The sequence below is a fragment of the Vibrio sp. 10N.261.46.A3 genome, assembly GCF_041472995.1.
In the GTDB taxonomy this organism is placed as follows: Bacteria; Pseudomonadota; Gammaproteobacteria; order Enterobacterales; family Vibrionaceae; genus Vibrio; species Vibrio coralliirubri.
On record NZ_JBFRRH010000094.1, the window covers coordinates 1 to 25951 of the forward strand.

At 43.3% G+C, this 25951-nt stretch carries 23 protein-coding genes; 5 read left to right on the forward strand and 18 right to left on the reverse strand.

The window, feature by feature from the left end; genetic code table 11:
- Positions 1–1128: 1128 nt before the first annotated feature.
- Positions 1129–2397, forward strand: a complete 1269-nt coding sequence (locus AB4484_RS19915) for a GGDEF domain-containing protein (RefSeq protein WP_248400809.1) — start codon at positions 1129–1131, stop codon at positions 2395–2397.
- Between the two features lie 750 nt (positions 2398–3147).
- Here AB4484_RS19915 and AB4484_RS19920 read toward each other — a convergent pair.
- From AB4484_RS19920 to AB4484_RS19960, 9 genes are all read right to left on the reverse strand, one after another.
- Positions 3148–3300 carry a YoaH family protein gene (locus AB4484_RS19920; RefSeq protein ID WP_004731009.1) on the reverse strand — a complete coding sequence of 51 codons (153 nt, stop codon included), beginning with the start codon at positions 3298–3300 and terminating at the stop codon, positions 3148–3150.
- 41 nt (positions 3301–3341) lie between these two features.
- The gene (locus AB4484_RS19925; RefSeq protein ID WP_050622381.1) at positions 3342–4490 is read right to left on the reverse strand and encodes a conjugal transfer protein TraF; all 1149 of its coding nucleotides are present in this window, start codon (positions 4488–4490) and stop codon (positions 3342–3344) included.
- A gap of 50 nt (positions 4491–4540) precedes the next feature.
- A complete protein-coding gene (locus tag AB4484_RS19930; protein ID WP_048608296.1) occupies positions 4541–5428 on the reverse strand; it encodes a DUF2861 family protein in 888 nt (295 codons plus the stop codon).
- Positions 5428–6087 (reverse strand): response regulator transcription factor VxrB, encoded by a 660-nt coding sequence (gene vxrB / locus AB4484_RS19935; protein ID WP_017060099.1) that lies wholly within the window; start codon positions 6085–6087, stop codon positions 5428–5430. The genes AB4484_RS19930 and vxrB overlap by 1 nt, the downstream gene beginning before the upstream one ends.
- A complete protein-coding gene (gene vxrA / locus AB4484_RS19940) occupies positions 6062–7534 on the reverse strand; it encodes a sensor histidine kinase VxrA (RefSeq protein WP_048608294.1) in 1473 nt (490 codons plus the stop codon). The genes vxrB and vxrA overlap by 26 nt, the downstream gene beginning before the upstream one ends.
- 288 nt (positions 7535–7822) lie before the next feature.
- Entirely contained in the window at positions 7823–9220 is a 1398-nt protein-coding gene (gene pntB, locus AB4484_RS19945) for a Re/Si-specific NAD(P)(+) transhydrogenase subunit beta (protein WP_372079994.1), read from the reverse strand.
- A gap of 10 nt (positions 9221–9230) precedes the next feature.
- Positions 9231–10778 carry a Re/Si-specific NAD(P)(+) transhydrogenase subunit alpha gene (gene pntA, locus AB4484_RS19950; protein ID WP_048608291.1) on the reverse strand — a complete coding sequence of 516 codons (1548 nt, stop codon included), beginning with the start codon at positions 10776–10778 and terminating at the stop codon, positions 9231–9233.
- 300 nt (positions 10779–11078) lie between these two features.
- The gene (locus AB4484_RS19955; RefSeq protein WP_004731023.1) at positions 11079–11360 is read right to left on the reverse strand and encodes an HlyU family transcriptional regulator; all 282 of its coding nucleotides are present in this window, start codon (positions 11358–11360) and stop codon (positions 11079–11081) included.
- A 39-nt stretch (positions 11361–11399) separates the two neighbouring features.
- Positions 11400–11768 carry a late competence development ComFB family protein gene (locus AB4484_RS19960; protein WP_017060104.1) on the reverse strand — a complete coding sequence of 123 codons (369 nt, stop codon included), beginning with the start codon at positions 11766–11768 and terminating at the stop codon, positions 11400–11402.
- A gap of 477 nt (positions 11769–12245) precedes the next feature.
- Between AB4484_RS19960 and AB4484_RS19965 the strand changes: the two genes are divergently transcribed.
- Complete coding sequence (locus AB4484_RS19965) at positions 12246–13487, forward strand: GGDEF domain-containing protein (protein WP_372079997.1); 1242 nt, start codon at positions 12246–12248, stop codon at positions 13485–13487.
- 145 nt (positions 13488–13632) lie between these two features.
- Here AB4484_RS19965 and AB4484_RS19970 read toward each other — a convergent pair whose 3' ends face one another.
- Together AB4484_RS19970 and AB4484_RS19975 are read right to left on the reverse strand one after the other, a co-directional pair.
- A complete protein-coding gene (locus AB4484_RS19970; protein WP_048608286.1) occupies positions 13633–14643 on the reverse strand; it encodes a Solitary outer membrane autotransporter beta-barrel domain in 1011 nt (336 codons plus the stop codon).
- A gap of 78 nt (positions 14644–14721) precedes the next feature.
- The gene (locus tag AB4484_RS19975; RefSeq protein ID WP_372079999.1) at positions 14722–15672 is read right to left on the reverse strand and encodes a diguanylate cyclase; all 951 of its coding nucleotides are present in this window, start codon (positions 15670–15672) and stop codon (positions 14722–14724) included.
- Between the two features lie 152 nt (positions 15673–15824).
- Here AB4484_RS19975 and AB4484_RS19980 point away from each other — a divergent pair, with 152 nt between their 5' ends.
- Entirely contained in the window at positions 15825–16262 is a 438-nt protein-coding gene (locus AB4484_RS19980) for a DUF3069 domain-containing protein (protein WP_017069091.1), read from the forward strand.
- Positions 16263–16574: 312 nt separating this feature from the next.
- Here the strand turns inward: AB4484_RS19980 and modC are convergent, their stop codons facing one another.
- The 4 genes from modC to AB4484_RS20000 are packed head-to-tail and all read right to left on the reverse strand — an operon-like array spanning position 16575 to position 20658.
- Positions 16575–17681: a molybdenum ABC transporter ATP-binding protein ModC gene (modC, locus tag AB4484_RS19985; RefSeq protein ID WP_372080001.1), complete on the reverse strand. Its 1107-nt coding sequence runs from the start codon at positions 17679–17681 to the stop codon at positions 16575–16577.
- Positions 17678–18376, reverse strand: a complete 699-nt coding sequence (gene modB, locus AB4484_RS19990; RefSeq protein ID WP_372080003.1) for a molybdate ABC transporter permease subunit — start codon at positions 18374–18376, stop codon at positions 17678–17680. The genes modC and modB overlap by 4 nt, the downstream gene beginning before the upstream one ends.
- Positions 18377–19135, reverse strand: coding sequence for a molybdate ABC transporter substrate-binding protein (gene modA, locus AB4484_RS19995; RefSeq protein ID WP_372080005.1), 759 nt, complete (start codon positions 19133–19135; stop codon positions 18377–18379).
- A 56-nt stretch (positions 19136–19191) separates the two neighbouring features.
- Positions 19192–20658, reverse strand: a complete 1467-nt coding sequence (locus AB4484_RS20000; RefSeq protein ID WP_372080007.1) for a cobyric acid synthase — start codon at positions 20656–20658, stop codon at positions 19192–19194.
- 271 nt (positions 20659–20929) lie between these two features.
- On the opposite strand from AB4484_RS20000, the gene AB4484_RS20005 reads away from it, so the two are divergent.
- Positions 20930–21307 carry a YgiW/YdeI family stress tolerance OB fold protein gene (locus tag AB4484_RS20005; protein ID WP_048608277.1) on the forward strand — a complete coding sequence of 126 codons (378 nt, stop codon included), beginning with the start codon at positions 20930–20932 and terminating at the stop codon, positions 21305–21307.
- A gap of 98 nt (positions 21308–21405) precedes the next feature.
- Entirely contained in the window at positions 21406–21930 is a 525-nt protein-coding gene (locus AB4484_RS20010) for a hypothetical protein (RefSeq protein ID WP_048608275.1), read from the forward strand.
- A 168-nt stretch (positions 21931–22098) separates the two neighbouring features.
- On the opposite strand, the gene AB4484_RS20015 is transcribed toward AB4484_RS20010, so the two are convergent.
- The 3 genes from AB4484_RS20015 to AB4484_RS20025 form a co-directional block, all read right to left on the reverse strand.
- Entirely contained in the window at positions 22099–23706 is a 1608-nt protein-coding gene (locus AB4484_RS20015; protein WP_372080009.1) for an ABC-F family ATPase, read from the reverse strand.
- Between the two features lie 324 nt (positions 23707–24030).
- The gene (locus AB4484_RS20020; protein WP_050622371.1) at positions 24031–24717 is read right to left on the reverse strand and encodes a RimK/LysX family protein; all 687 of its coding nucleotides are present in this window, start codon (positions 24715–24717) and stop codon (positions 24031–24033) included.
- An 11-nt stretch (positions 24718–24728) separates the two neighbouring features.
- A complete protein-coding gene (locus AB4484_RS20025) occupies positions 24729–25913 on the reverse strand; it encodes an amino acid aminotransferase (RefSeq protein WP_372080011.1) in 1185 nt (394 codons plus the stop codon).
- Positions 25914–25951: the final 38 nt, after the last annotated feature.

Genomic DNA, 25951 nt, shown 5'->3' on the forward strand with positions numbered 1-25951 from the left:
CATAACTCCATACACATAATACGCAGTCACGTATGATTAATTTCAAAGATAGTATTATCATCGTTTCGCCTTAAAACCCTTGTTTCAACTGACTCTCACGCTTCTTGCACCGTTCAGAGTTTTCTTAGCGCATTTGAAATCAAATAATTATATGTGCGGCCAACATCTACACAATCCAACCTTCATTCACCAAATCTAATTGACGAGAAACTTTGTCCATCTGGTTTAACTTATCTTGCCACTTCTCTGTTTGCACTAACGAACCGCCGCGTTGTGTGTGAATCTTGTGAGCATTGCTGTTGCTTATTTTTCAGATTTCACACACGCGACCAATGTTTTTTATCAGCTGCACATGCTAGCTCTCGTTTAAATCTATCAACTAATCAAGTTCATGTGTCTTAAGTAGATTCGCGCACAGATTTTGCAAATCTTGCTAACGATTCTCTCTAGAGCTAGTACTTTGTGTTTAGCGAGATTATTAAACGGCAATGGCTTGTCCTATGTTGTTTGAAACACCATACCAAGCTGCCGCAAACATGTTTGCATAGATTCGTTACACTTATACGCTGGTAAACAACACCGATACTTGGGAGATCCATAATCACGGTTTACCCTGAAATTACGTTCAATTGGATTTAGGTCGCTTTGGTAATAAACCTAAGAGTTGTTTTAAACCCATTGCTCTTTGTTTTGCTTTACCTGTTTTCTCTAACTAATATGCCCGCTTTTGAAGTCGCAATAGTTTTACCGCCTGAGATTAGAAAACTTAGAAAGCGTTTATTGGTTTATCGACACATGTAATTAACAAATAAAGTGACACTGTAGCTTACTGTACAGGTGAAAGCTTGGTCGTATGGAACACAAAATAAAGAACCCAAACAAATACTGTTTATTTATACAGTTAAACTATTAACCCCTTAAAAACGTCACCTTTCGTATAAATACCGAACAAAAGCAACGCTATTTAGGCATATATCGGTCGCTGGGCGCGTATTTTTTGGTGAAGAACGACTGTATCTGGCTTGTTAACCAAACGATACTAGCCAAACTCAATCCAAAGTCGAATCCCTAGTTGCGCCTACATACTCCATCACGCATAATGTTACAGGTTTACGTACGAAATATATTATGAGCGACAAAGCATTCAGACAACTCAACATCTTCTTCTCTGTTTTTTGCCTGGCAATGACCGTGCTGTCGCTGATCTCTTTCCATACCATCATGGATAAGAATTACATAATCACACCAGACAGATACCCTACGCGCGTAAATACAGACAGAGACCATGATGGCGGCACCATAGGGTCGTTATACAAGTCAAAAGACAAAATTGAGTTACAGTGTGACTTTAATCGTACCTATAGTTCACCTTTCTGTGAGGTTGAATTTGTTCTCTCTACTGAAGGTAAAGGCTTAGATCTCTCCACATTTGATTCTGTCACCATCAATATGGAATATGAAGGTCAAGAGGATCCAAGGTTTCGATTCTACATACGTAACCACGACGAAAACTACAGCGTCCAAGGCGACCCTATTTCTAACAAGTTCAATCGCTTAGACTTCTCATTTCCCGATAGAAAACATATCGATTTAGATTACTTCAATGTCCCTTTATGGTGGATTGACTACTACAACCACCCGATAACCAACAGCGCGGTCGATATTACTAACGCTGTTTCAGTTGAATTGGGGCTGGGAGCTAGCACGCTCGATGGCCACCATACTCTGACAGTCGAGAGCATTGTTTTCCACGGTAAGATTATGAACAAGGTTATGCTATGGAAGATCTTAATTAGCTTATGGGTAATCTACGCGGTCTGCTATGTCTGTGGGGCGTCATACGTAGCTAGACGAGCGAGAATGTTTTCAGTAAACCAACAGCGTTTGTTAGCCCAAGAAATCGAAGAGTTAAAAATAAAGGCGACTACCGACCCTCTAACTGGCTGTCGTAACAGAACCGAAGCGTTAGATACCTTTTATGACTTTGAGCGTCTTGCACAACAAGGAAAGACAATTCACATTGCTCTGTTTGATTTGGACCATTTTAAGCAGGTAAACGACCAATACGGTCATGAAACCGGTGATCAAGTTCTTATTCTGTTTGTCTCAACGGTGATCGACAACCTTGGTGAGCAATACTTATTGTATCGTTGGGGCGGTGAGGAGTTCTTGTTAGTTTGTATAGAACAAACAACGCTACAGTGTCACGAAACGATTGCCAAACTCTACTCTTCAATGGACGAAACCACTTGGCCCAAAGGGCTTCACATTACCGCATCCGTTGGTTTTACCCAACTTACACAGAATGAATCGATTCGTTCAGCCATTAAGCGTGCAGACAAGGCACTCTATCAAGCTAAAGATAACGGGCGAAACCAAGTTGTTACGTTTGACTAAGCCTCATCAGACTGGCCTGCAGTTCAATATTCAATGCTCTATCAACACGCATCAATACCCTGTCGATATCTACTCTCTATTTAGTCAGCAATTACATTTTTAACGGCTGACTAAACAAGCCCATAAGTTTTGCTCTCTCATCAGAATTCTAATCCATTCGCACACAGACTATCCGTAATACCGCCATCATTAGCTTTCTCAAATTGATACGCGTCGTTCCTTAATCGACTTCTACACAACTCCTTTACGCCTCGTAAGCTACCTAAATATTTGTTCTGTAAAGCACATATGTACCAACGAAGCTTGCTCTAAGCGGTGGTAAGTCATTCGCGGTATCGATTTTAGACATTACAGCTGTGGCTTGTCTGGCCCTGTTCTTCGATGAAATCCTCATTTGTCTGCTTCTGAATATTCATGGATTCTCATCCGTTCAAAATACAAGTCACAACGTCACTAGCCATAAAAAACGCCATATATTTAACCACTTAGATGTGGTGACACAAATGCTGACACCTATAATGGCGATTGTTTTACTTTCATATCTTACTGTAATTTAATTACAACTCAAAACCAAGAAAGGCCTAAAAAGTGGATTACTCTGACGTAACTAATTGAATAAATGGTATTTAAGGGTTTTGGGTAGATCGGGGGTAAGGGTAACTAAAGAGTGGGGATGTACGAGATAATATATTAGAGGGTAAAATATTTAGTTATAGTGCACTAAAGTGTTAAAAAAGAAGGGCTGATGCCCTACTCTTCTTTATTACTCATTTCTTCGCGAATTTGCTCAGCAACGATTTTGATAGCTTGTGCTGTGCTGATGCCTTGGGTCATCATTTCTTGAATTCGTTCAACAGCTTTCTGTTGTTCTTCGTGAGAAAGGGTTGGTAAGTCGTTTAGCATGCTCTGCTCCTTTATTTAGGAGCAGAACTATATAAGGACTGTTAGTAACTAGCAAGGAAATTGATTGATGCACCCATTGCATTTTCATTTGTGTAGTTAGCACTTAGATCTAGCTGAAACAAGTTCAATGGCGAGATACCAATACCAGCGGTCACTGTTCCTTCTGAATCAGAGTAAGCCAGGTTCTTGTAATACCCTCCCCTTAGCTTAAGCTGACGTAACAGGTCGACTTCAGTACCAACACGAATCATCTGTTCGTTGTCTTCGAACGAAGTAAACTTCTCTGTTTCGTTTAGGTCGTAATCAACACTCAACGTAAAGTAATCAGAAACGATACCTGCACCCACTGTGTATACCGGCTCTAGTTGGTAAGTGTATTTACCACCAACTTGGTGTGTCGCACTACTTGTGCTGCTGGTAAGTGTTCTTGTTGTGTCTTTTGTTTCGATATCTCTAGAGATCAAGTTAGTTGCTGCAACACCCACTCGGAACGGGCCGAAGAACCAAAGCGCACCGGCATCCATGTTGAATGCTGTGTCGCCATCGCTGTTTTCTCTAACGTCAGACAAATCGTAATCATTAACCGACGCAACATAGTTGTACGTGTAAATACGTTGGATCTTAGGTGTGATACCAAATGAGATATGTTGCCCCATAAAGGTTTGGTATTTTGCTAGAGAAAGGCCAACTTCTGCTACACCGATTGAAACCGCTTCAACAGTAGACAATTCTACTTTGTCTTCATCTGAACCTGTCGTGTAAACGTTAGGAGTCGCAAATGATTCTGTATAGGCTTTAGCGAAAAGGTTTGCCGCGACAAACTGATTAGGAAGAGCAAACGCGACAACACCACCCAATTCTACATTAGCTTGGTTGCCATCAAGTTTATTAAGCGCTGCATCTAAGTCTGCGGTGTTTGACGCATCAACGACACTATCGATATTCGATTTCATGTCGTTAGGGTCATTATAGTTACCGCCGAAACTTGGCGTGATCATTCCCATGTCATCATTACGACGATAAATCGCAACAAGTGCTGGGTTATAGAATGGAGCTGTTAGGAAGTTTGCTGAAACAACACCAACACCACCCATCGCATCACCACGCGCTTCAATGGCGTAGTTTGCTGCTGAAAGAGGAAGACTGGCGAATGCAATTGACGCTGCGAGTAGTTTTGTAGTTTTTTTCATGCCGTTTATCTTTGTTAGATCCCTTACATAGTTAACGGCACGATTTTAAATTACTTTAACTCTTCTTCGCTAGAAATATCATAAGTTTTGCTGATAGTTTGTGCTTGTTCTATCGCTATGTCGCCTTGCCAGCGTGAATGCACCATTGAAACCGCCAAAACATAGCGATCATTGGGAAGTTCTTCACCAGTGAGGTTCATTGGATAATCAGATTCGTAGCTCTTGCCCCACACTTGTTCATAGTGTTCATCAACGTAATCGTACAAACCGATTTCGAGCTTAGGGAGCGGACAATAAGGATTGAGTAGTTCTTTTTTATCAATTCGCCACGTGTCTTTTGATGCCCAGCGTACTTGCTGACGCATGGCTACTTCACCCAGAACAACCCAAGTGCTCCAAGACTTTCCGCCATCATCTTTTACGCTTAAACGATATAAACCGGATTCAAGTTGAGAGGCTAAATTGTAACGCTTGCGGTATAGACTCACCGATGCATTGTTTACCACTTCACTGTCTTTGGTTAACTCACTGTCCGACGAAACGATCTTATCGACCCACTTCTCGAAGGTAATGTCTTGAATGTTGTTTTCGGATTCAACATTAATCGATACACGAAAGGTATCTCGGCCAGGGCTTTGAATGATGTGTCTTTTGACGACTACGGAACTGATCCAATCTGGGAGTGTTTTTCTAGTGAGAGTTTTACCACAATCTTTGTTCAATGCTTGATCGAACAGTTCATTGAGGTGATCTTCTCGTGATTGAGAAGAGTTGATTTGCCAAACTTCCACTAATGAATCAAACATCTGAGGTAAATCATTATCTAGCAGATGTTTATGAACTTGGGTCAGGGCATCGCTGCTCTTAAACCAATCCGTTGCTTGCGCGGTATTCGCTACGCAAGAAAACAGTAATAGTGGAAGTAAGGCTATTCTCATTACGCTTTCATCTTGTAACCAACGCCACGCAGCGTTTCAATTTCTAGACCCGGCAGTTTCTGTCTTAGTTGCAGAACGTGCGTGTCTACCGTACGTGTTGTTGGGAAATGGTTGTAACCCCATACATGGTCAAGCAGTTCATCACGTGTAAACACACGTCCAAGGTTACTTGCCAAGAACAATAGAAGGTCAAATTCAGTGCGCGTTAACGTTACTTCCTGTTCATTGAAAAACACTTCACGTGTCGCTTTATCGATAACAAGATTCTGAGCGATAACTTTTGATGCATCTTGTTCTTCAGAATCTGGCAGGCGAAGTTGAGCACGAATTCGAGCAAATAGCTCAGCCTCTGCGAATGGCTTTGTTAAGTAGTCGTTTGCACCTGAATCTAGGCCCGCTACTTTGTCTTTGACTGTCACGAGAGCCGTAAGCAAAATAACTGGGATATCTTTCTTTTTCTTCCAACCTGGAAGTGAATCTACTGAGTCGCCATCAGGAAGTTGACGGTCTAGAATCACTAGATCCGCTTGTTCCCAGTAGCCTTCAACTTCAGAGATCAGTTCTGCATGCAAACATTCATATCCAGCTTGCTCAAGGCTAACTAATAAACCGTCAGCTAAATTTTTATCATCTTCAACGAGAAGCAATGTCTGTTTCACAAGGTATCTCCAAAATAAATGTTGTTGGGGGGCCGATAAGCGTCATGTGACCGCCCATTTTTCCGACCATAGATTCCACTATCGTCAGACCTAAACCGAGTCCACTCTTACTTACGAATGGCTTTCTTAGTTGCCCCCAATCTTTGCGAGACAAGTCTCCATTATCTATAACTTTGAATGTCAGCTTCTTGTCAGAAGTATTCAGTTCTAGAATTACTGGAGCCACACCGTATTTCACGGCATTTCTGATTAGGTTATCGATACACGTTCCTAACCAATATACGTTCACTTTTGCAGCTATATCTTTGTTTACACGGAGTTCAATCCCCGGCGCAAAGTCTTCTTCAACTTTGTATTGGAGCCACTCTTCAACACTTGGCACCCACTCTGTTGCGAGCGGTTGGTTATCTGACTGCAGGTAATCTTTACTTGCTTCCGCCAACTGTCTTAAACGGCGTGTATCTTCACACAGCCTACGGAACTCATCATATACCGATTCTGGTAAGTGTTCGAACTCACGTCTGAACCCTTCCACCGTCAATGACAAACTCGCAATCGGCGTTCTTAATTCGTGCGTTAGGATTTGAAGAACCAGCATGCGACTCTTCATCTCTTGTTTCTTACTGTTCCAGCGGTAAATCGCCCAACCTAAGACAAGCATGATGTTGGCAATAACCAAGATAAACATGGCGACTTGCAGAAGCTCTGAATGATCTTCTATTTCCCAACACACGTTACCACGCTGGACAAAACAGCTGTTGCCTTCTGAAGACAAGCTAAACGATAACCCAGCAAGCGTGGCGTTTTCGTTCCAGACTGATTCTTTATATAGGTAATATCTGTCGCCACGTTTTACCCACATCTCATCGAGCTCTACAAACATGCTCGCCCCCGCTAGTAGCGCGGTGATGGCTTCGCTATCCATTTGTTGCAAGCGAGACAGCAGTTCGTCGTGTTCGGTGTTTGGTCGCTCTTGAATATGCATAAAGCGCTTCAGAGAGTCGAACTTTTCTGGGTACTTCTCAACGTATCGTGCAGCATAAGAACCACCACCAGGGTGAATCAAACCACTGCGGCTAAACCAACGGTCAGAAAGCTTGGTCCCTTTACACATTGCACGAGTAAAAACTAAAGGCTCAGTAATCAACGGGCTTAACGGCAGTTTACCGCTACAGGTTTTTGATAACTGGTATAAGCGCTGGATGTCTTTTAATGGATACTCTGCTGTTTGTGGCAGCATAGAAGACGGCATGATCAAACGTGTTGGATAATCAGCCTGTAGCACTCGGATATCGTAAGATTCGATTGCCGTTTCATGATCAAAGAGTTTGGTGAAATTATCGATACGCTCAGGTAAAGAGTCAGCAAATGCGTTTGCAGACACAGACAACGTAGCGATAAGAAGAGTAAATGTTCTTTTGATGATCACAAACCAACGCAAATTCATATAGATCAACCAAATATATACCATTCGCTATCAAAGATAAATTTTTAACCGCATGAAAAACAGTGAGAATGGCGAGTTACAGAGATAAAGTTCGCTATATTACGGCCATACTGTACAGACGTACTAGTAGACTGATTGACCAGCCCAACCTCAATTACGACAAGTTTTGCATAAGCTTCGTTAACTTCGTAGCAACTGAGCTCATACATAGAATCGCTTTCGTAAGATAAAAAAAGGAGCTCAAATGAACTCCTTATCGAGTTATTACAGATTGCTTAGAGGTGATCTCTATAGATGCTCTAAGATGCTTAGACAGCTCTTTTTAGCATCGCCAAACAGCATCTGCGTGTTCTCTTTGAAGAACAGTGGGTTTTGCACACCGGCGTAACCTGTGTTCATCGAACGTTTGAATACGATAACATTCTGAGCATTCCAAACTTCAAGTACTGGCATACCAGCAATTGGGCTGTTTGGATCTTCAAGTGCTGCAGGGTTTACGGTGTCATTCGCACCAATTACCAATACAGTATCTGTCTCATCGAAGTCATCGTTGATTTCGTCCATTTCCAGAACGATATCGTAAGGCACTTTAGCTTCAGCAAGCAGTACGTTCATGTGACCCGGTAACCTACCCGCTACAGGGTGGATACCAAATCGAACATTAATGCCCTGCGCTCGTAGTTTCTCAGTGATTTCATGTACTGGGTATTGTGCTTGAGCTACTGCCATGCCGTATCCAGGAGTGATGATTACTGACTTAGAGTTTTTCAGCATATCAGCCACATCTTCAGCTGATGTTTCGCGGTGTTCACCCTGCTCTTCATCGCCATCAGACACAACCACTTCTTGGCCGAATCCACCAGCAATAACGCTGATGAAAGAGCGGTTCATCGCCTTACACATAATGTAAGACAGAATCGCACCTGATGAACCTACCAACGCACCCGTTACGATAAGCAGATCGTTTGCAAGCATGAAACCTGCCGCTGCTGCTGCCCAACCAGAGTACGAGTTCAGCATAGAGACAACTACTGGCATATCTGCGCCGCCAATCGATGCCACTAAGTGGTAACCGAATGCGAATGCGATAAGTGTCATCACCATTAGCGCGAACATGCTGCCGTCCGCTTTAACGAACATGATCATCAGTAGTGTGGAAACTACGATTGCCGCTAGATTCCACTTGTGCTTATGAGGGATGTTCAATGCAGACGAAGAGATCACGCCGCGAAGCTTACCAAACGCAACAATAGAACCCGTGAACGTCACCGCACCGATAAACACGCCAAGGAATACTTCCACTAGGTGGATCACGTGCTCTGCATGAATATCTGCAGGGTTGATAGAAACAGCAGCAGGTGGATCGATGTAGCTGTTGTAACCTACAAGTACCGCCGCCATACCTACGAAGCTGTGCAGAATCGCCACCAGCTCAGGCATTTCAGTCATTTCTACTTTTCTTGCGTAGTGGATACCAATACCACCACCGATCACCATAGCAATGATGATCCATACAATACCTGCAGAGTGAGGGCCAAAGATCGTTGCGATCAACGCGGTTGCCATACCCGTGATACCGTAATAGTTACCTGCACGCGCAGATTCCTGTTTCGATAACCCAGCCAAGCTCATAATAAAGAATACAGCAGCAACAATATAAGCTGCTTGTACTAATCCTTCAGACATCTGTTACTCCTTAGTCTTTACGGAACATTTCAAGCATACGTTTGGTCACGGTAAAGCCACCAAAGATATTGATACTTGCAATTAATACAGCAATAAATGATAAGAACGTGACGACGCCACTTCCTTGTCCGATTTGTAACAGTGCACCTACTACAATGATGCCTGAAATCGCGTTAGTCACGGACATCAAAGGCGTATGCAGAGAATGGCTTACATTCCAAACTACGTAATAACCCACCACACAAGCGAGAACAAAAACGGTAAAGTGAGATAAGAACGCAGCTGGAGCAACCGAAGCTACCCAAGCGAATGCACCAACAGCTACCGCCATACCCGCCGCTTTCTTCATTGGAGAAACAGGTTCTTCAACTTTAGGCTCTGGTTTGGCCGCTTTTGGCTTAGCTTGTTGTGGTTGAGCTGAAACTTGAATTGGTGGAGCTGGCCAAGTGACCTCGCCCTCTTTAACGACAGTAACACCACGCAGAACAACATCTTCAAAGTCGATATTGATGTTGCCATCTTTCTCTTTGCAAAGCAGTTTCAGCAGGTTAACTAGGTTCGTTGCATACAGTTGAGATGATTGAGTCGGCAGTCGACCAACCATATCAGTGTAACCAACCACCTTCACGCCGTTAGCCGTTGTAATGACTTGATCCGCAACCGTGTATTCACAGTTACCGCCATTGGCCGCCGCAAGGTCTACAATCACGCTACCTGCACTCATACTGTCTACCATCTCTTTGGTAATCAGCTTTGGAGCCGGGCGACCTGGAATCAGGGCCGTTGTAATGATGATATCGACGTCTTTTGCCTGAGCTGCATAAAGTTCTTCAGCTTTCTTATTGAATGCTTCAGACATCTCTTTTGCGTAGCCGTCACCAGCACTGGTATCTTCCTTGAAATCCACTTCCAAGAATTCAGCGCCCATCGACTCAACTTGTTCTTTAACTTCAGGACGAACATCGAATGAACGAACGATCGCACCTAAGCTACCCGCAGCGCCAATTGCTGCTAGACCAGCAACACCTGCACCTGCAACCAGTACTTTTGCTGGTGGAACTTTACCCGCTGCCGTAATCTGCCCCGTGAAGAATCGACCAAATTCATGCGCCGCTTCAACAACAGCACGGTAACCCGCGATGTTTGCCATAGAACTCAATGCATCTAACGCCTGAGCTCTTGAAATTCGTGGTACAGAATCCATCGCCATCACGTTGATGTTACGACTGGACAATTGTTCCATTAATTCTGGATTTTGAGCAGGCCAAATAAAGCTGACCAATGTTGCGCCATCTTTAAGAAGATCGATTTCATTTTTAGACTCGTCAACGATCGGAGCGTTAACTTTAAAGATAATATCGGATTTCCAAGCTTCATCTGCGGTGACAACTTTTGCTCCAGCTTGTTCATAAGCTGCATCTTCAAAACTTGCTAACGCACCTGCTTGTGATTCAACACAAACTTCAAACCCTAATTTTAGAAGCTGTTCTACCGATTTTGGCGAAGCAGCGACTCGCGTTTCACCTGCGAGCGTTTCTCTTGGTACACCAATTTGCATAGCTATTCCTTGACTATTGGCACGAATGACTTATTCGTTTGTATCTAACGACAACTAATACTTCAAGCGTTTTGTTCAAAGAACAGGAAAAGTTATTACTTATAACGATTTGGATGGAATTTGAGCGCTTCATTTGGATAAATGACGACCGTCTCGTACGAAGAGGTCAAACCACTTGCAAATAATCCTTTTAATAACAACCTACTAGCTGTTCTTTGTCCCTAAAACTAAAAAGAGCTTTCAGCATATACACTGAAAGCTCTCTAAATTATGACCAACATCAATTCTAACCCTAATTGGTTAGCTAAATATATTGTCGCCCATTTGGTCGATGAACATCTGCGATTTTTTGAGCATCAATTCATCGGCATCTTGTTTGTTTGAAACAACATCTGAACGAATAAAACGGTGAGTTTTGATTTCACCATCGAATTCTTTCTCGATTCGCCCAGCAACACGGTATTGACCAGATTCTGCAATGGCATCTTGATAGATATTGAAACCCTTATATTCGACTGGCTCAATCTCTACTTTTTGTTCGGTTTTTTCTTTGCCACCAAATAATCTAGAAAAGAATCCCACGTTTTTTACTCCTTAAATGACCGTATTCACCCTAAACTATCATGACTGTTTACGGTTCAACAACGGCTTTTCATACCATTGCAATTCTACGTCATCATCAAAATTGTGTTGACTAAATATAACGGGCACATTGTCGTCACGTTCGCGTCTTCGATCGTCAATAATCATACTTTCAGCATTTTTGACCGCGATCTCACTATTGCGTTTATAGAGCACCAATTTGTCTTCTGGTAGTGCTGACAGGAAATCGATATCAAAACGAATATAGATAGGTTTTAGCTGACCTAAAGCCAAGCATGCGAGATCGGCCAACTGTTCGTTGGTATAACTAGACACATATTCCTCGGTAGCCAATACATGACCTACCAGAGTTTCCATATAGTTATGTACATCAACACTAATTTGCATACCACACCTCCATTTGTAGCGGTTCTTTCTAGTCGCAGTCGTTTCTAAATTTAATTGAAACCATGCAATCCCTAATAGCTTTCTATAACTCAGTTATAGGTTTTACTGTCCATAGTTAAATCTAAGGCGTTATTTAATCTTACTCTGACTTCATTACAGATCTTACGTCGCTTAATGATAAGGTCGCTCAATGATAAGTGATCATCAAGCCCTTTAAGTGACAGCGCCAACGTAAGAGCAGCAGAGCAGATTTTGTTAAGTATCTATAACGACTAATTAATTTCTCATATATACTGTGTAGTTCGTTCTAAGGTTAATAGCAACTCTAATACATATAAAAATGATTGCACCAATAGCGACCTATGACTATGTTTTTGCTCTAATTTAGGCAAAAAGCTTGGCAAGCGCTTGTTTAACCGTATCCTACGCATAGTATTAAATAATAAGATCATCAATATAGTTAGGCTCACCACATAAATGGCATCATCTTTTGTAACGTCGAGCATGTTTCGATTTTGCTTCCCTTTAGTCCTGTTAACAATCCTGCTCGTTGGTATGGACAACGTCATCCTCGTGACGGACTCAAATTTAGGGTTTGCTAGCAACCTCCCTTACATTTTATTGAGCGTTGCGGTTCTGCTATGCCACACATTCAGACAAGGTCGAATGGCGATGGTATCGGTGACCATGCTTGTCGCTTATCTGATCATCCAAGTTCGCTTACAAACACCTCTCAATACTGGCACAACACTATTAGAGCTCTCGTTACTTGCGGCATTAGTACCTGTCACTTGCTTACTTGTTTATGCCTTCCCTGATAACGGCGTAAACTCAAAATCGATGCTGCTCTACGCCATCGTTCTTGTTCTGTTTATGGTGTGGGCGCAATTGATCGTCTCTCATTTCCATGCCGGCGGTTTTGAATCATGGAGTGATGGTCTTCTGTTTATTGTCAGAGACTTCTCCAAACTGCCTTTTGTTTTAGTGTTATATAGCCTTTGCTTGCTTGGCCTTACTGCCATTCTCGTGTTGGTGTATAACCGCTCTATCGATGTTGTGGTTTATAGCGCTATCCTGCTTTCTTCTTGTACGTTCATCTTCTTCGACGTTCAGTACATCTCGAGCACCATGTTCTCGTTGTCAGGCACGTTGATCATCGTCTATGTAATGTCCGCTAGTCATGATATGGCCTTTAATGACCAACTGACTAACATTCCCGGCCGACACGCCTTAGAAGTCGATATGAAGCACTTGGGGCGTAAGTATTCGATGGCGATGGTCGATATCGATCACTTTAAGAAATTCAACGACACCTACGGACATGACATTGGCGACGATGTGTTAAAACTGGTGGCACGCATTCTGAGAGAAACCACCGGCGGCGCGAAAGCTTATCGCTATGGTGGCGAAGAGTTCACGATTATCTTCAAAGGCAAACATTCGGAACAAGTTAAAGAGCACCTTCAAGCTCTGATTTCCGAGGTTCAAAACTACGACATGACGATTCGGAATAGTCACGAGCGCCCTGACGATCATGAAGTTGGTATGAAAAAGCGTGGCAAGAACGGCAAACCATCAGAAGTAGTGAATGTGACGGTGAGTATTGGACTTTCCGATAGCACAACCACCAGACATCCTGACGAGGTGTTGAAGCTTGCTGACCAAGCGCTGTATAAAGCGAAAGAAACCGGTCGAAACAAGCTGTGTATAGACCGTTAACGATGGTTGATAGCTAAAAATATTGAGTGCTAGAGATCTAAATAGCTTAAGACGTTAATAGCACTCTGCTTCAATAACTATCTCTTTCAAGTACAACAAGCCTCAATTAGTTGAGGCAGTATTAGCTCAACTGGATAATGAGAGCTTAATCTTGGTTGAAGAATATAACCAAGCTGCCACCTTTTAAGCTACTTCCGTAGTTAATCGTAAAACCTATTCCCACATTATCGACCCACTCATTAAACAGGTTTGGGTTAAGCAGCCAGCCAACACTGCCCTCGTAGTAAGATGTGGTGCCCATAGAGGCCACCGTGTCACCACCAATATCAATTCGTCTTATACTCGAGTACATCGATGTGATGTTCTTATCCCAACGTACGAGATCATAGAAAACCTTGGCTTCATTGGCGATATACCACCCTTCTGGGTGACCGACATTGCCGTTGTTCGCCTCGCCCCAGCCGATGCCATTAAAGTAATGCCAACTGGTGCTCAATTTATACTTTCCCCAGTCATTCTTATCTTCGTACATCAGCTTGATTTTAGGCTCGATGATGTAAGCCCAAGCATCAGTATTGAGATAGACGCCATCCAGTTGGTCTTGAATAGGCTTTAGCAACGAAGCGCGATATTCATAATCATTGCGGTAGTAAGAGATGTGGTTACCGATTGCAGAGCTGAAGCTCCAATATTCGTCTAACTGGGACACATTCGCGAATTCGACGTAGCCAGACACTACCGACTCTTTTTGAAAATCGTTTTTATTTGCTGCCGCGTACTCGACATCGTTCTCGATCCGCAATGCAGACAAGCGCAGCGTCACCTCTTGATGGTTGTCTTCAATGTAACTTGGTAGTTCAAATGTGTAAGGCAAACTCAGGGAGGTAATGTTTTGTCGACGACTCACCGAATCATTCGAACCGATGTCTTCATTGTCCAAACTAAATACTTTATTGGGATCAAAGTTGTTGATGCCAAAAGTGAAAACATCGGTATCGTTGAGCAATACACTGGTGGCAAAGCTCTGCTCTAGATCCTTTCGGAAAAGATCAGATAGCGTATTGGCATTAACAGTGGTCGGCAAAGCGGTAAAAAATAGAGGAACCGCAAGCGTCCAAGATGTGTTAGTCATAGAAAATGACTTCGAATGTGGCATTTCTTTTATCACTTAAAGCACTTCCTAGCTCAAACGCTAATAGAAGTATAAATTCAAATATCTAAAAGAGCTCGCCAACTAACGAGCAAGCTCTAAAATGTTGCGTTGTACAAAGGTATTTCTACCACTTTGCTTCGCTTGATAAAGCGCTTGATCGACCTTTTCGTAAATAGACGCAATAGATTCACCACCTTCTGGCACAAATGACAACACACCTTGTGACGCTGTCACTCTATCCGATACCGTTGAGTGGTCATGAGCGTAGTTCATCTCATGCAATGCCTCTTTAATTCGTGTTGCGTGTACCTTAGCGCCTTCACTGTCTGTATCGCTAAGAATCAGAACAAACTCTTCACCGCCATAACGACCGACAAATTCTCCCGCACGAACAAACAGCTGTTTCAAGGTATTAGCAAGCCCTTGTAAGCACTTATCCCCTTGAATATGTCCATAATTATCATTGTAAGGCTTAAAGAAGTCTACATCTAGAAGTATGACTGTCATGGATATATTACGTCTTCCGTGCCACGCTATGCTCTCTTCAAGCTTAGTATCCATATATCGACGGTTATACAATTTGGTCAGGCCATCTTCGTTGGCTTGTTGCTGCAGAAGGATGTTCAGTTCTTCGAGTTTGGCTGTGCTTTGTTTTAACTCTCGTCTCATATGCGCGATACGTTGCATCGCAATCAACTTAGAATTTAAAACGACCTTGTTTACCGGTTTGATCAGGTAATCGTCGCCACCAGCGTCAATCGCTTTTGCGATCATCTCAGGTTCTTCGTGACCACTAAGAAAGATGATGGGAACCCATTCTGGAAATCGGCTTCGAACCTCATTAGCCACTTCAAAACCATCCATCTCTGGCATGCTGATATCAAGTAACACGAGTTCAGGATCAAAATCAGAATAAACACTCAGGGCTTCTTTTCCGCTACCGACAGCTTCTACAATATGACCCAGTTGCTTGAGTCGGATAGCAAGTTGCATCCTATCTAGTTGAACGTCATCAACCAGCAATATGCGCATCGAAGATCCCTTTTCTATCATCACATCACCTTTATCTAGTGTTGAATATTCAAAGTAGCTCAAATTTGGGCTTAAATCATGCCCTAATCTCTATATTATATTGACTTTTTTACAGATCTTTTTAGCATTGTTTCTTTTTAAAGAGAAATACTATGTCAGACGCTACAAACAACGAACAACAAGAAATCGATTTAACCACCATCTCACCAGAACTTCGTCAAGTTATCGAATTTGATGGCGTGCCAAAAGAGATGCACTTTATGGTTACTTCTATTCACGAAGTGTCTGAAGAAGCAGTACGCGAAGCTTGGGACAGCCTTCCAGCAAGCGCACAAAATGTTTTAGACAACTTCGAGCAGTTCCACGCTCTAATCTCAGTTAGCCAAGCTTTCGCTGGTGTTAACGTGATGGAAGAGTTCCCTACTCTTAAACTTCCAGAAGACATGACTGACGAAGAAAAAGAAGAATACCGTGCTCAACTGCTAGACCAAGTTCTACACAACTGTGTAAAAGACATGGTTAAACAAATCAAGAAAGCGCGTCGTGATGCTATCTTGAAGCGTGATTTCAAAGAAGTTTTTACTAAGTAAGTCGCTAGTCGCCTAAATCTAGGCAGAGCGCTAACAGTAATACTTAAGATTAAGCCGCATGTTGCTTTAAACACGCGGCTTTTTTATATCCGCTATTTTCTGTAGTTCGATCGTTAAGTCTGTATGTTCTTGTTGCGAACGTTCATATTATTCGACAAATAATATGCCTTAACACTCATACAGTGTGGCGCAAAACTGGCAGTTATACCGTATAAAAATGACGCATGTATCCATTCATGGAATCAAGATCGTATTTTCAGAACCTAGAACAGGCAGTATCACGACAATATCGAAAAGCTGACCTTGTCAGGTTTAATGCGTTACCGCGATATCTCTTTGAGCGACACTCACACCCTTAATTTGCGCGTAAACACGCTGCCCGATTTCTAGATTCAACTCATCCAGCGCCCACAAAGTAATGGTTGCCCTTAGGTAGCACCCAGACTCTAATTCTAGCTCGACAGCGACACTCTGCTTATTTGTGCCCTGTTGGTGCGTCTCTACGCTTTTAATGGTAACAGGAAGGATGTTACGTATCGAAGTCCCTTCCGGCTGTTCTAGCGTGATAGAGACGTCATTTGCCCTAACTTGTAGCCTCACTGTCGTACCAAGCTCACTCGACACTTTCTGAACCCACAATGACGTCGACTTTCCTAGCATCAAGCGAGACAGCGCATAATCGTCATTGTGTTCCGCTAATGTCGCTTCAAACAACGAGCTTTGCTCTGAGAAAGATTGCCAAGGTTGCATAGCTCTCGATGCCCACACCTCTTCCGTCACACCCGATGAAATCACTTTGCCTTGGTCAATAATCACAAGGTGATTTGCCAAGCGTAAAATTTCATTGAGGCTATGAGTGACATAGATGATCGGTATCTGAACGGTTTCGGCTAAGTTTTCCAGAAATGGCATCACTTCGCGCTTACGGGGCAAGTCGAGAGACGCTAAAGGCTCATCCATCAACAAAATGCTCGGCTTGGATAACAACGCGCGGCCAATCGCCACACGTTGCTTCTCACCGCCAGACAAACGAGCTGGGTATCGGTTAAGCAATGAACCCAAAGACAGCAGAGAGACTATTTGCTCAAAGTGCGCTTTATCGACGCTTTTCATGCCGTATTTAAGGTTCGCCGCCACCTTCATGTGTGGAAACAATCGCGACTCTTGGAACACGTAACCGACGTTGCGTTTGTGAGTCGGCAAATTAATGCCATTTTCACTATCGAACAGTGTCGTGCCAGATACGCTGATCAAACCTTTATCGGGCTGTTTAAGGCCACTGATCGCATTGATAAGTGAGGTTTTACCCGCGCCAGAACGACCAAAAATTGCCGTAATGCCACTACTTGGTAATTCCAAGTCGATATCAAAGAAGGTTTCGCCAAGTTGTTGTTGATATTGGAGGATCAAAGCACTCATGCATTGCCTCCCAAGCGTTGTGCTGACTTTTTGTTGAGCCACTCGGATAGCATCAATGAACCCAGCGCTATCAAAATAGAAATAACACACAAACGCGCCGCTTCCATTTCAGCGCCCGGGGTTTCAATAAAGGTATACATAGCCAATGGAATGGTTTGCGTTTCACCGGGAATATTTGAAACGAAGCTGATGGTCGCGCCAAACTCCCCTAGGCTTCTTGCGAATGAAAGCATGGTGCCGGTAATGATCCCAGGGATCATCATGGGTAAAGTGATCGTGAAAAACACACGAAGAGGTGAAGCGCCTAATGTGGCAGCCGCCTCTTCAAGCTTACTGTCTACGGTTTCTAGGCTCAATCTAATAGAGCGAACCATCAATGGCAGCGCCACAACCACGCAAGCGAGTGCTGCGCCCTTCCAGCTAAAGCTGAATACAATACCAAACACGTCATTAAGCCACGAGCCGATGATGCCTTGCCTGCCCATCATAACTAACAGTAAATAGCCGATGACCACAGGTGGAAGTACCAAAGGTAAATGGACAATACTCTCAACAATGCTCTTACCTACAAATTGTTTCTTAGCAAGTAGCCATGCTAAGCCAATACCGATAGGGATAAGCCATAAGATTGCAAACCCAGCGACTTTTAAGCTCAGCATTAAGGCTTGGTATTCGTATTCCGATAAATACATCATTTAACGCACTTCAAATCCAAAACTATTCAAGGTGTCTTTCGCTTTTTCGCTCTTCAGGAAAGTATAGAACTCTTCTGCCACAACTTTATCACTCAACTTCGCTACAGGGTAACGTATTGGTGTGTGCAGATCTGATGGAAAGGTCGACACTAGGTTTACTTCTTTAGAAAGCAACGCATCCGTTTTGTAGACAATGCCAAGCTTAGCTTCACTGCGCTCGACTAAGGCTAAGGCCATACGAACATTGTTACTTGGTGCCAATCGAGTTTTCACATCGTCCCATACACCTAACGTTTCTAACGCTTCTTTTGCATAGATACCAGCAGGAACCGACATGGTGTTACCCACTGCAAGCCTTTCATTAGTAAGCAGTTCAGCCCATTGTTCACCTTTTGATAGGTCTAACGTTACCGATGTCTCTTTAGGAGCAATCAGCACCAGTTCGTTTTCACATAGGTTTGTGACATTGTCACTAGAAACCAATTTACGATCGACTAAATGCGTCATCCATTTTTCATTTGCCGAGATAAAAATGTCTGCTGGTGCTCCTCTTTCGATTTGTCGCACCAAAGACGACGTACTTGCATACACAGGAATCACATCGACAGAATGGTCTTTCTCAAACTCTTCAACCAACAGATTAACCGCATTCGTCATCGACGATGCAGCGTAAACTCGTAGCTTTTCGGCGGCAAAAAGATGAGTAGAAGTCAGTGCCGAAGTTAAGGCCATGGTTAAAAGGAAGACTCGCTTTTTCATTGTTATCACTTATCTATTGTTCGTTTAGGTTCTTTAGCTAACTTCTAGATGGCGGCTTAAGCAGTTAATTCAGGCCAAAGCAGGTCAAGATTTAAGTACTCTTCGATGGCATCAGCGATTCGATTAATACCCAGCTCTTTAAGCTGTTCATGGTCAATCGCGGTCACATCGTTGGCTCCTGCCCATTCGCAAATAAGCGATAACGCATCACTGTTGTCGAATACGCCATGCAGGTAAGTACCAAAAATCGAGTTATCTTGATTCACAGCGCCATCTAGGCTGCCAGATTCTAACTGAACCGGTAAGGCTGTTTCTTTGACATCAGTCTTGCCTACGTGGATTTCATACCCTTTTACTTGTGCTGTTTTGCCATCCAGCGTCATGGTGCCGCGTACGTTAGTTAAGGTTTTCTGCTGTGTAAGGGTCGTTTCAGTATCCAGATACCCTAACCCTTCGCTGCTGCCGGGCTCCCCTTCAACGCCATCAGGATCGTGAATAATGTTACCTAACATTTGATAGCCGCCGCAGATACCCATTACTTTGCCGCCTAAGCGCAGGTGGCGTTGAATATCTTTATCCCAGCCTTGCTGTTTTAGGTAATCCAAATCTGCCCTTACCGATTTTGTACCCGGCAAGATAATTAAATCAGCGTTGTTTACACGTTCACCTTTACCGACATAACGTAAATCAATTGAAGGATTCAATCTTAACGCGTCAAAGTCTGTATGGTTGCTGATTCGGGTTAACACTGGCACCACCACCTTAAGCTTAGCTTCTCCGTCAGACTCTTGAGCAGAGGTAATGGCATCTTCCGCTTCTAAGTTAAAACCATGCAGATATGGCAAGACACCAATAACTGGCTTGCCGGTTTTTTCCTCTAGCCAATCTAGGCCAGATTGAAGCAGTGCGATATCGCCTCTAAAACGGTTTATCACAAAACCTTTTACGCGAGCTTGCTCAGATTCAGACAACAAAGCCAATGTGCCGTAGAGGTGCGCAAAAACGCCACCACGGTCAATATCAGCAACGATGATCACTGGGATGTCCGCTTTCTCAGCAAATCCCATGTTAGCGATATCATTTTCGCGAAGATTGATTTCGGCTGGGCTACCCGCACCTTCAATCATTACACTTTCATATTCTTCAGTTAGTCGGTCAAACGAATCGATAACCGTATCCATCGCGACTTTCTTATAATCATGATACCCCGTAGCTTCCATGTTACTCAGCGCTCGGCCTTGCAGAATCACTTGCGCGCCGGTATCTGAATTAGGCTTTAGCAATACAGGGTTCATGTGAACAGTTGGCTCTATATTACAAGCTTGCGCCTGAACCGCTTGAGCACGGCCAATTTCGCCACCATCTTTTGTCACAGCACTGTTTAACGCCATGTTCTGTGGCTTAAAAGGTGCCACTTTGATTCCTTTTCTTGCCAAAACACGGCATAAACCTGCCACCAAAACACTTTTTCCGGCATCTGACGTTGTCCCTTGAACCATAAGGGCACTTAATGGTGCTCGCATTTGTACTTAAATCCTTAATTTCTTAATTTAAAGCTATGGGCAATCTCACTCTGCGACCATCTTAACGTCATTGCCGAGTAGATGCTCAATAAAATGAATGGAAAATGAATGTGTTACTCACTCTGGATTCAACCCCAGTGTTGTTTAATAGCTCCATCGAAACGAAGCTTGTGAACGATAACAGGCGACTCAACAAAAAACGTACTAACGAAAAGAAACGCTTCAAATTTAGAAAAACGTTTCTACTAAAAACAACATTAAGGGATTCACCATGAAAAAGACTGTATTAGCTATCGCATCTACTATTATCCTTGCTCCTACTTTCGCAATGGCTAGTGATCACAACAGCAACAAGCACGAAAGCGCGATTGCTTACACTGGACCGATTGAAACCGTTTCTGTTGCGACACTACTTGCCGACACAAGCATGTTCGCAGAGCAAGAAGCAATTGTGGATGGCAAGATTGTTCGTCAACTAAAGAATGACACGTTTGTCTTCTCTGATGGCCAGAGTGAGATTCAAATCGAACTGGATGATGATATCCGCCTAGCACAACCACTGACCGCTGATACAAAAGTTCGTATCTTCGGCGAATATGAAGGCGGCAAGACACCGGAAATCGAAGTGGACCACATCCAGGTTCTATAAGCGATTAATATAAAAATACTGACTTCAAATAATTGGCCTGCATATTGCAGGCTTTTTTGTATTATACTGCCGAAAAATACAATTTATATGGAGTCACCATGCTAGGTTGCACGAATAAGACTGTCCTTTTAGGACTCGCTGCACTGTGTTCATTCTCTGCGTCTGCAAACAACTTTAACTACAACACATTCGAGCTGCGCATGGGTACTAGCCCAAGTACTTTCGGTGGTGAAGTCACAACAATGTTCACTCAGAACTCTCACTTTGTTGCGCGTATCGATTCAGAATTTGAAAGTGATTGGGATGCAGCGGTAGGTATGGGATTCAACGGTCCAATCAGTCAATTTGCTGACGTTACTGGCCAAATGTTGCTGCACAACATTGAACGTAATGACGACAACCACATCAAAACAGAAATTAACCTTGGCTTGAGAGCTTGGTTAATGGCAAACGTTGAAGTTAACGCACGCCTTGGTCAACTGATCGACAACGATGACACTCGTTCTATTGTTGGTATCGGTGCTCGTTTCCATTCAACTGATCAACTGTCTGTTGGTCTTGATATGCGCAATAACGGCACATACGGCCACCAAATCTTAATGTCAGCTCGATTCGGATTCTAATCTAGATTTCGTATCTAGGTTTTATTGATAAGCTTATGTTTGGTTACTGAGTAATAAATAGCTGGACATATTACATAGAAAAGCCCCGAACATATTAATGTTCGGGGCTTTTTTGTTTGTTAGTTTCGCTGGCTTTTAGTCGTTCACGACCTGAGCCAGCGACTTGCTTTATAAATTAACCATCAGCATCTTTTTCTGGTGATCTAAGTACTCTTCATAAGTACCTTGGAAGCTCACTAGCTGTTGATTTTTTACATCGATGATGTGTGTTGCCAGTGAAGAAACGAACTCACGGTCATGACTTACGAAGATAAGCGTGCCCGTGTAAACCTTCAACGCGTCGTTCAGGGCTTGGATTGCTTCCATGTCCATGTGGTTAGTTGGTTCGTCCATTACCAGCACGTTGATGTCTTGCATCATTAGCTTGCCGAATAACAGGCGGTTCTTCTCACCACCAGAACAGTTGCGCGCTTTTTTGTTCGCATCGTCAGCAGTAAACAATAGACGACCGAGAATGCCACGTACCATAAGGTCATCGTGCTTCACTGTGCGCCATTGTGAGATCCAATCGAAGATGCTCAGGTCGTTGTCAAAATCCTTAGTGCTGTCTTGTGGGCAGTAACCTACAGAAGCATTTTCAGACCATTTTACGATGCCTTCGTTTTGCTCTAGCTCTTGAACTAAACAGCGTAACAGCGTGGTTTTACCCACACCGTTCTCACCGATAACCGCAAGGCGAGTACCTGCTTCAAGTAGCAAGTTACCACCAGCAAACAATGTTTCGCCATCGAAGCCGTGACCAAGGTCTTGAAGTTCAAGCGCTTGACGGTGCAGTTTCTTACCTTCGCCAAAATCAATAGATGGGCTCATACGGCTCGATGATTTCACTTCATCAAGCGTGATTTTGTCCATTTTCTTAGCGCGAGAGCTTGCTTGTTTTGCTTTAGATGCATTAGCACCAAAACGGTTTACGAAATCTTGAAGCTCGCTGATTTCAGCCGCTTTCTTAGCGTTGCTTGCCAGAAGCTGTTCACGAATCAAGCCAGATGCTTCTAGGAAGTACTCGTAGTTACCAGGGTAAACACGTAGCTCACCGTAGTCGATATCTGCCATGTGAGTACACACAGAGTTCAGGAAGTGTCTATCGTGCGAAATGATGATCATTGTACATTTACGCTGATTTAGCTCTTCAGCAAGCCAGTTGATCGTGTGAATGTCCAAGTTGTTGGTTGGTTCATCAAGAAGTAGGATGTCTGGGTTTGCAAACAGAGCTTGTGCCAATAACACACGCAGTTTCCAACCTGGAGCTACTTGCTGCATCAAGCCGAAGTGGAACTCTTCTTCAATACCCGCTTGAATTAGGATATCGCCAGCGCGGCTTTCTGCTGTGTAGCCATCCATTTCCGCGAATTCGCTTTCAAGTTCTGCGACTTTCATGCCGTCGTCTTCGCTCATTTCTGGCAAAGAGTAAATGCGGTCACGTTCTTGTTTTACTTCCCACAGTTTTCTGTCGCCCATGATCACAACGTCGATAACGCTGTACTGTTCGAAAGCGAACTGATCTTGGCTTAGCACACCCAGTTTTTCTCCTGGAGTGATAGAAACGTTGCCCGAGCTTGGCGTTAATGCGCCACTTAGGATTTTCATGAACGTTGATTTGCCGCAACCATTAGCGCCGATCAAACCATAACGGTTGCCGTTACCAAATTTAGCAGAGATGTTTTCAAACAGCGGCTCTGCGCCAAATTGCATTGTGATGTTCGCGGTAGATATCAAAGAACTAATTCCTAAGCGTGTACTGACAGATAATTATTAGGCTATTTCAAGAACCTAAATAAGAAGTACGAAAGTATGGATTAAACAAAAATCGAAGCGCGGATTATATAGAGATCTCGATCACGTTGTCGAGGCTAAACAGTAAACGAATAGTAAACATAGACCATTTAGATGCTTTTCATACGTTATTGGGGTGTAAATAGAAAAATCCCCACCAGCAGAACTGGTAGGGATTTCATTTATCAACACTAAAAGTCTTTCAATCTCGTCACTTTTGAAACTATAGCTCTTCAAAACGAAAAGCTTTGATGACGAGCAGAAATGTTATTTAGTAATTTTCTTTTGAACGTATTTTTGGCTTACATCTACTACCGCAACATCTCTAAAGAAGCTTCTACCCAACAGTAGTGGGAAAGAAAGATGCGTTCGGTCCGCTAGAGTAAACTCAGTTTTGTCTTTCAGATCACCGATTTGAATTGAAGCGACAACCACAGCACGTCGTTGTGTACCTTCCGCGCTCGACTGCTTGATCTTAACCCAACGCTCTACCGGTAAGCTGATCTCTTCCGTTGTGATGCCGTCATGTTCGATTTTGAACTTAACCCAGTCTTTTCCGTCACGTTCAAAATCAACAATATCAACCGCGCTGATTGAAGATGTTGTTGCACCTGTATCTACACGTGCTTTAAACGCTTCTTTCAAACCAGGAACAAACACCCACTCTTCTTCACCAAGAATCAGTTTGCCATCGCTTGTTTTAGTCGGCTTTGGAGCTGGCTTTTCTTCAGGCTTTGGTTTCGCTTCTGGCTCAGTCGGTTTTACTTCTTCAGGCTTTTCCGTAGGTTCCGTTACTTTCTCGCCTTCAGTTGCGTCAGTCTTTGAAGAGTCATCCACAACAGGTTGTTCTACTTGAGGCTTTTGCTCTGGCTCGACAGGAACTTGAGTCGTCGTCGAACAAGCAAACAGGCCACCACTTAGCATTAAAACTACAATCGCTTTCCAGTTATACATTCAGTCACCTTCTATTTTGAAACGTTGGCTATCGCTTTAGCTACATAAGGAATATGAGATTCGGAAAGGCCTGCGATATTGATGCGTCCGTCACCAACACCATAGACTCCATATTCTTCACGTAATTGATTCATTTGAGTTTCTTTAAAGCCTAGTACACTAAACATGCCTTTATGGCTTTCAATGAAGTCAAATTGTGACGTGTTATAAGTATTTCGCAATTCATCACATAAACTTTGGCGCAGATTTAACAAACGTTGCTGCATTTCACTCAATTCTTGCTTCCAAATCGAGGTTAGCTCTTGATTCTGAAGAATTGTTTTAACCAAAGCTGCACCATGATCTGGCGGCATAGTGTAAGTTGAACGAGCAAGAGTAAGAAGCTTACCTTTGGCATTGCCAACGTGTTCGCTGTTCTTGCCAATCACGATAGCAGCGCCCGTTCTTTCACGGTATAAACCGAAGTTCTTCGAGCAAGATGTCGTAATCAACATCTCTTCTACGTTGTTAGCCATGTGTTGAAGGCCTTTTGCGTCTTCTTCTAGGCCATCACCAAAACCTTGGTAGGCAATATCAACGAACGGTAAGAAACCATTCTTCTGAGATAATTTGGTGATTTCCTGCCACGCTTCAAAGTTGATATCCGCACCCGTTGGGTTATGACAGCAACCGTGCAGTAGTACCACGTCTGATGGACCCGCTTTTGAAAGGTCATCCAACATTCTTGCAGTATCAACTTGCTTCGTTTCAGGACTGAAGTAATTGTAGTATCGAACTTTTAAGCCTGCCGCTTCCATCACCGGTTTGTGGTTAACGTAGCTTGGGTTTGAAATCCAAACTGTGGTGTCGGGTTGAGAAACTTTCATTAAGTCACCCAACATGCGAAGTGCACCACTTGCACCCGGTGTTTGAATCGCAGCAACGCGATCCATTGCAGAAGTCCCTTTAAGCAGCAGATCAACCATGCTCTGGTTGAATTCTTCACAGCCTGCTAGGCCAACGTAAGCTTTGGTTTTCTGCGTTTCAACAACGATATCTTGAGCCATAGAAACGGCTTTCATGATCGGAGTTTCGGCTTGGTCATTTTTGTAAACGCCAATGCCTAAGTCGACTTTATCAGTTCGAGTATCGCCGCGGTAAGCAACAGAAAGAGATAGAATTGGATCTAAAGTTGGTTTTGGTAGATGTGAAAACATGAAAGTCACAACCCTTTGAAATTCAAGTAATGAGTTTC

What these genes read in the sequence shown, in the direction of transcription:
- AB4484_RS20025 (WP_372080011.1), bottom strand. Translation starts at nt 25,913, where the DNA reads ATGTTTTCACATCTACCAAAACCAACTTTAGATCCAATTCTATCTCTT.
- modA (WP_372080005.1), bottom strand. Translation starts at nt 19,135, where the DNA reads ATGAAAAAGCGAGTCTTCCTTTTAACCATGGCCTTAACTTCGGCACTG.
- pntB (WP_372079994.1), bottom strand. Translation starts at nt 9,220, where the DNA reads ATGTCTGAAGGATTAGTACAAGCAGCTTATATTGTTGCTGCTGTATTC.
- AB4484_RS19915 (WP_248400809.1), top strand. Translation starts at nt 1,129, where the DNA reads ATGAGCGACAAAGCATTCAGACAACTCAACATCTTCTTCTCTGTTTTT.
- AB4484_RS20000 (WP_372080007.1), bottom strand. Translation starts at nt 20,658, where the DNA reads ATGCGAGCACCATTAAGTGCCCTTATGGTTCAAGGGACAACGTCAGAT.
- pntA (WP_048608291.1), bottom strand. Translation starts at nt 10,778, where the DNA reads ATGCAAATTGGTGTACCAAGAGAAACGCTCGCAGGTGAAACGCGAGTC.
- AB4484_RS19930 (WP_048608296.1), bottom strand. Translation starts at nt 5,428, where the DNA reads ATGAGAATAGCCTTACTTCCACTATTACTGTTTTCTTGCGTAGCGAAT.
- modC (WP_372080001.1), bottom strand. Translation starts at nt 17,681, where the DNA reads ATGAGTGCTTTGATCCTCCAATATCAACAACAACTTGGCGAAACCTTC.
- AB4484_RS19980 (WP_017069091.1), top strand. Translation starts at nt 15,825, where the DNA reads ATGTCAGACGCTACAAACAACGAACAACAAGAAATCGATTTAACCACC.
- AB4484_RS19970 (WP_048608286.1), bottom strand. Translation starts at nt 14,643, where the DNA reads ATGCCACATTCGAAGTCATTTTCTATGACTAACACATCTTGGACGCTT.
- AB4484_RS19960 (WP_017060104.1), bottom strand. Translation starts at nt 11,768, where the DNA reads ATGCAAATTAGTGTTGATGTACATAACTATATGGAAACTCTGGTAGGT.
- AB4484_RS19925 (WP_050622381.1), bottom strand. Translation starts at nt 4,490, where the DNA reads ATGAAAAAAACTACAAAACTACTCGCAGCGTCAATTGCATTCGCCAGT.
- AB4484_RS20020 (WP_050622371.1), bottom strand. Translation starts at nt 24,717, where the DNA reads ATGTATAACTGGAAAGCGATTGTAGTTTTAATGCTAAGTGGTGGCCTG.
- AB4484_RS19975 (WP_372079999.1), bottom strand. Translation starts at nt 15,672, where the DNA reads ATGCGCATATTGCTGGTTGATGACGTTCAACTAGATAGGATGCAACTT.
- modB (WP_372080003.1), bottom strand. Translation starts at nt 18,376, where the DNA reads ATGATGTATTTATCGGAATACGAATACCAAGCCTTAATGCTGAGCTTA.
- AB4484_RS20010 (WP_048608275.1), top strand. Translation starts at nt 21,406, where the DNA reads ATGCTAGGTTGCACGAATAAGACTGTCCTTTTAGGACTCGCTGCACTG.
- AB4484_RS19920 (WP_004731009.1), bottom strand. Translation starts at nt 3,300, where the DNA reads ATGCTAAACGACTTACCAACCCTTTCTCACGAAGAACAACAGAAAGCT.
- AB4484_RS20005 (WP_048608277.1), top strand. Translation starts at nt 20,930, where the DNA reads ATGAAAAAGACTGTATTAGCTATCGCATCTACTATTATCCTTGCTCCT.
- vxrA (WP_048608294.1), bottom strand. Translation starts at nt 7,534, where the DNA reads ATGAATTTGCGTTGGTTTGTGATCATCAAAAGAACATTTACTCTTCTT.
- AB4484_RS19965 (WP_372079997.1), top strand. Translation starts at nt 12,246, where the DNA reads ATGGCATCATCTTTTGTAACGTCGAGCATGTTTCGATTTTGCTTCCCT.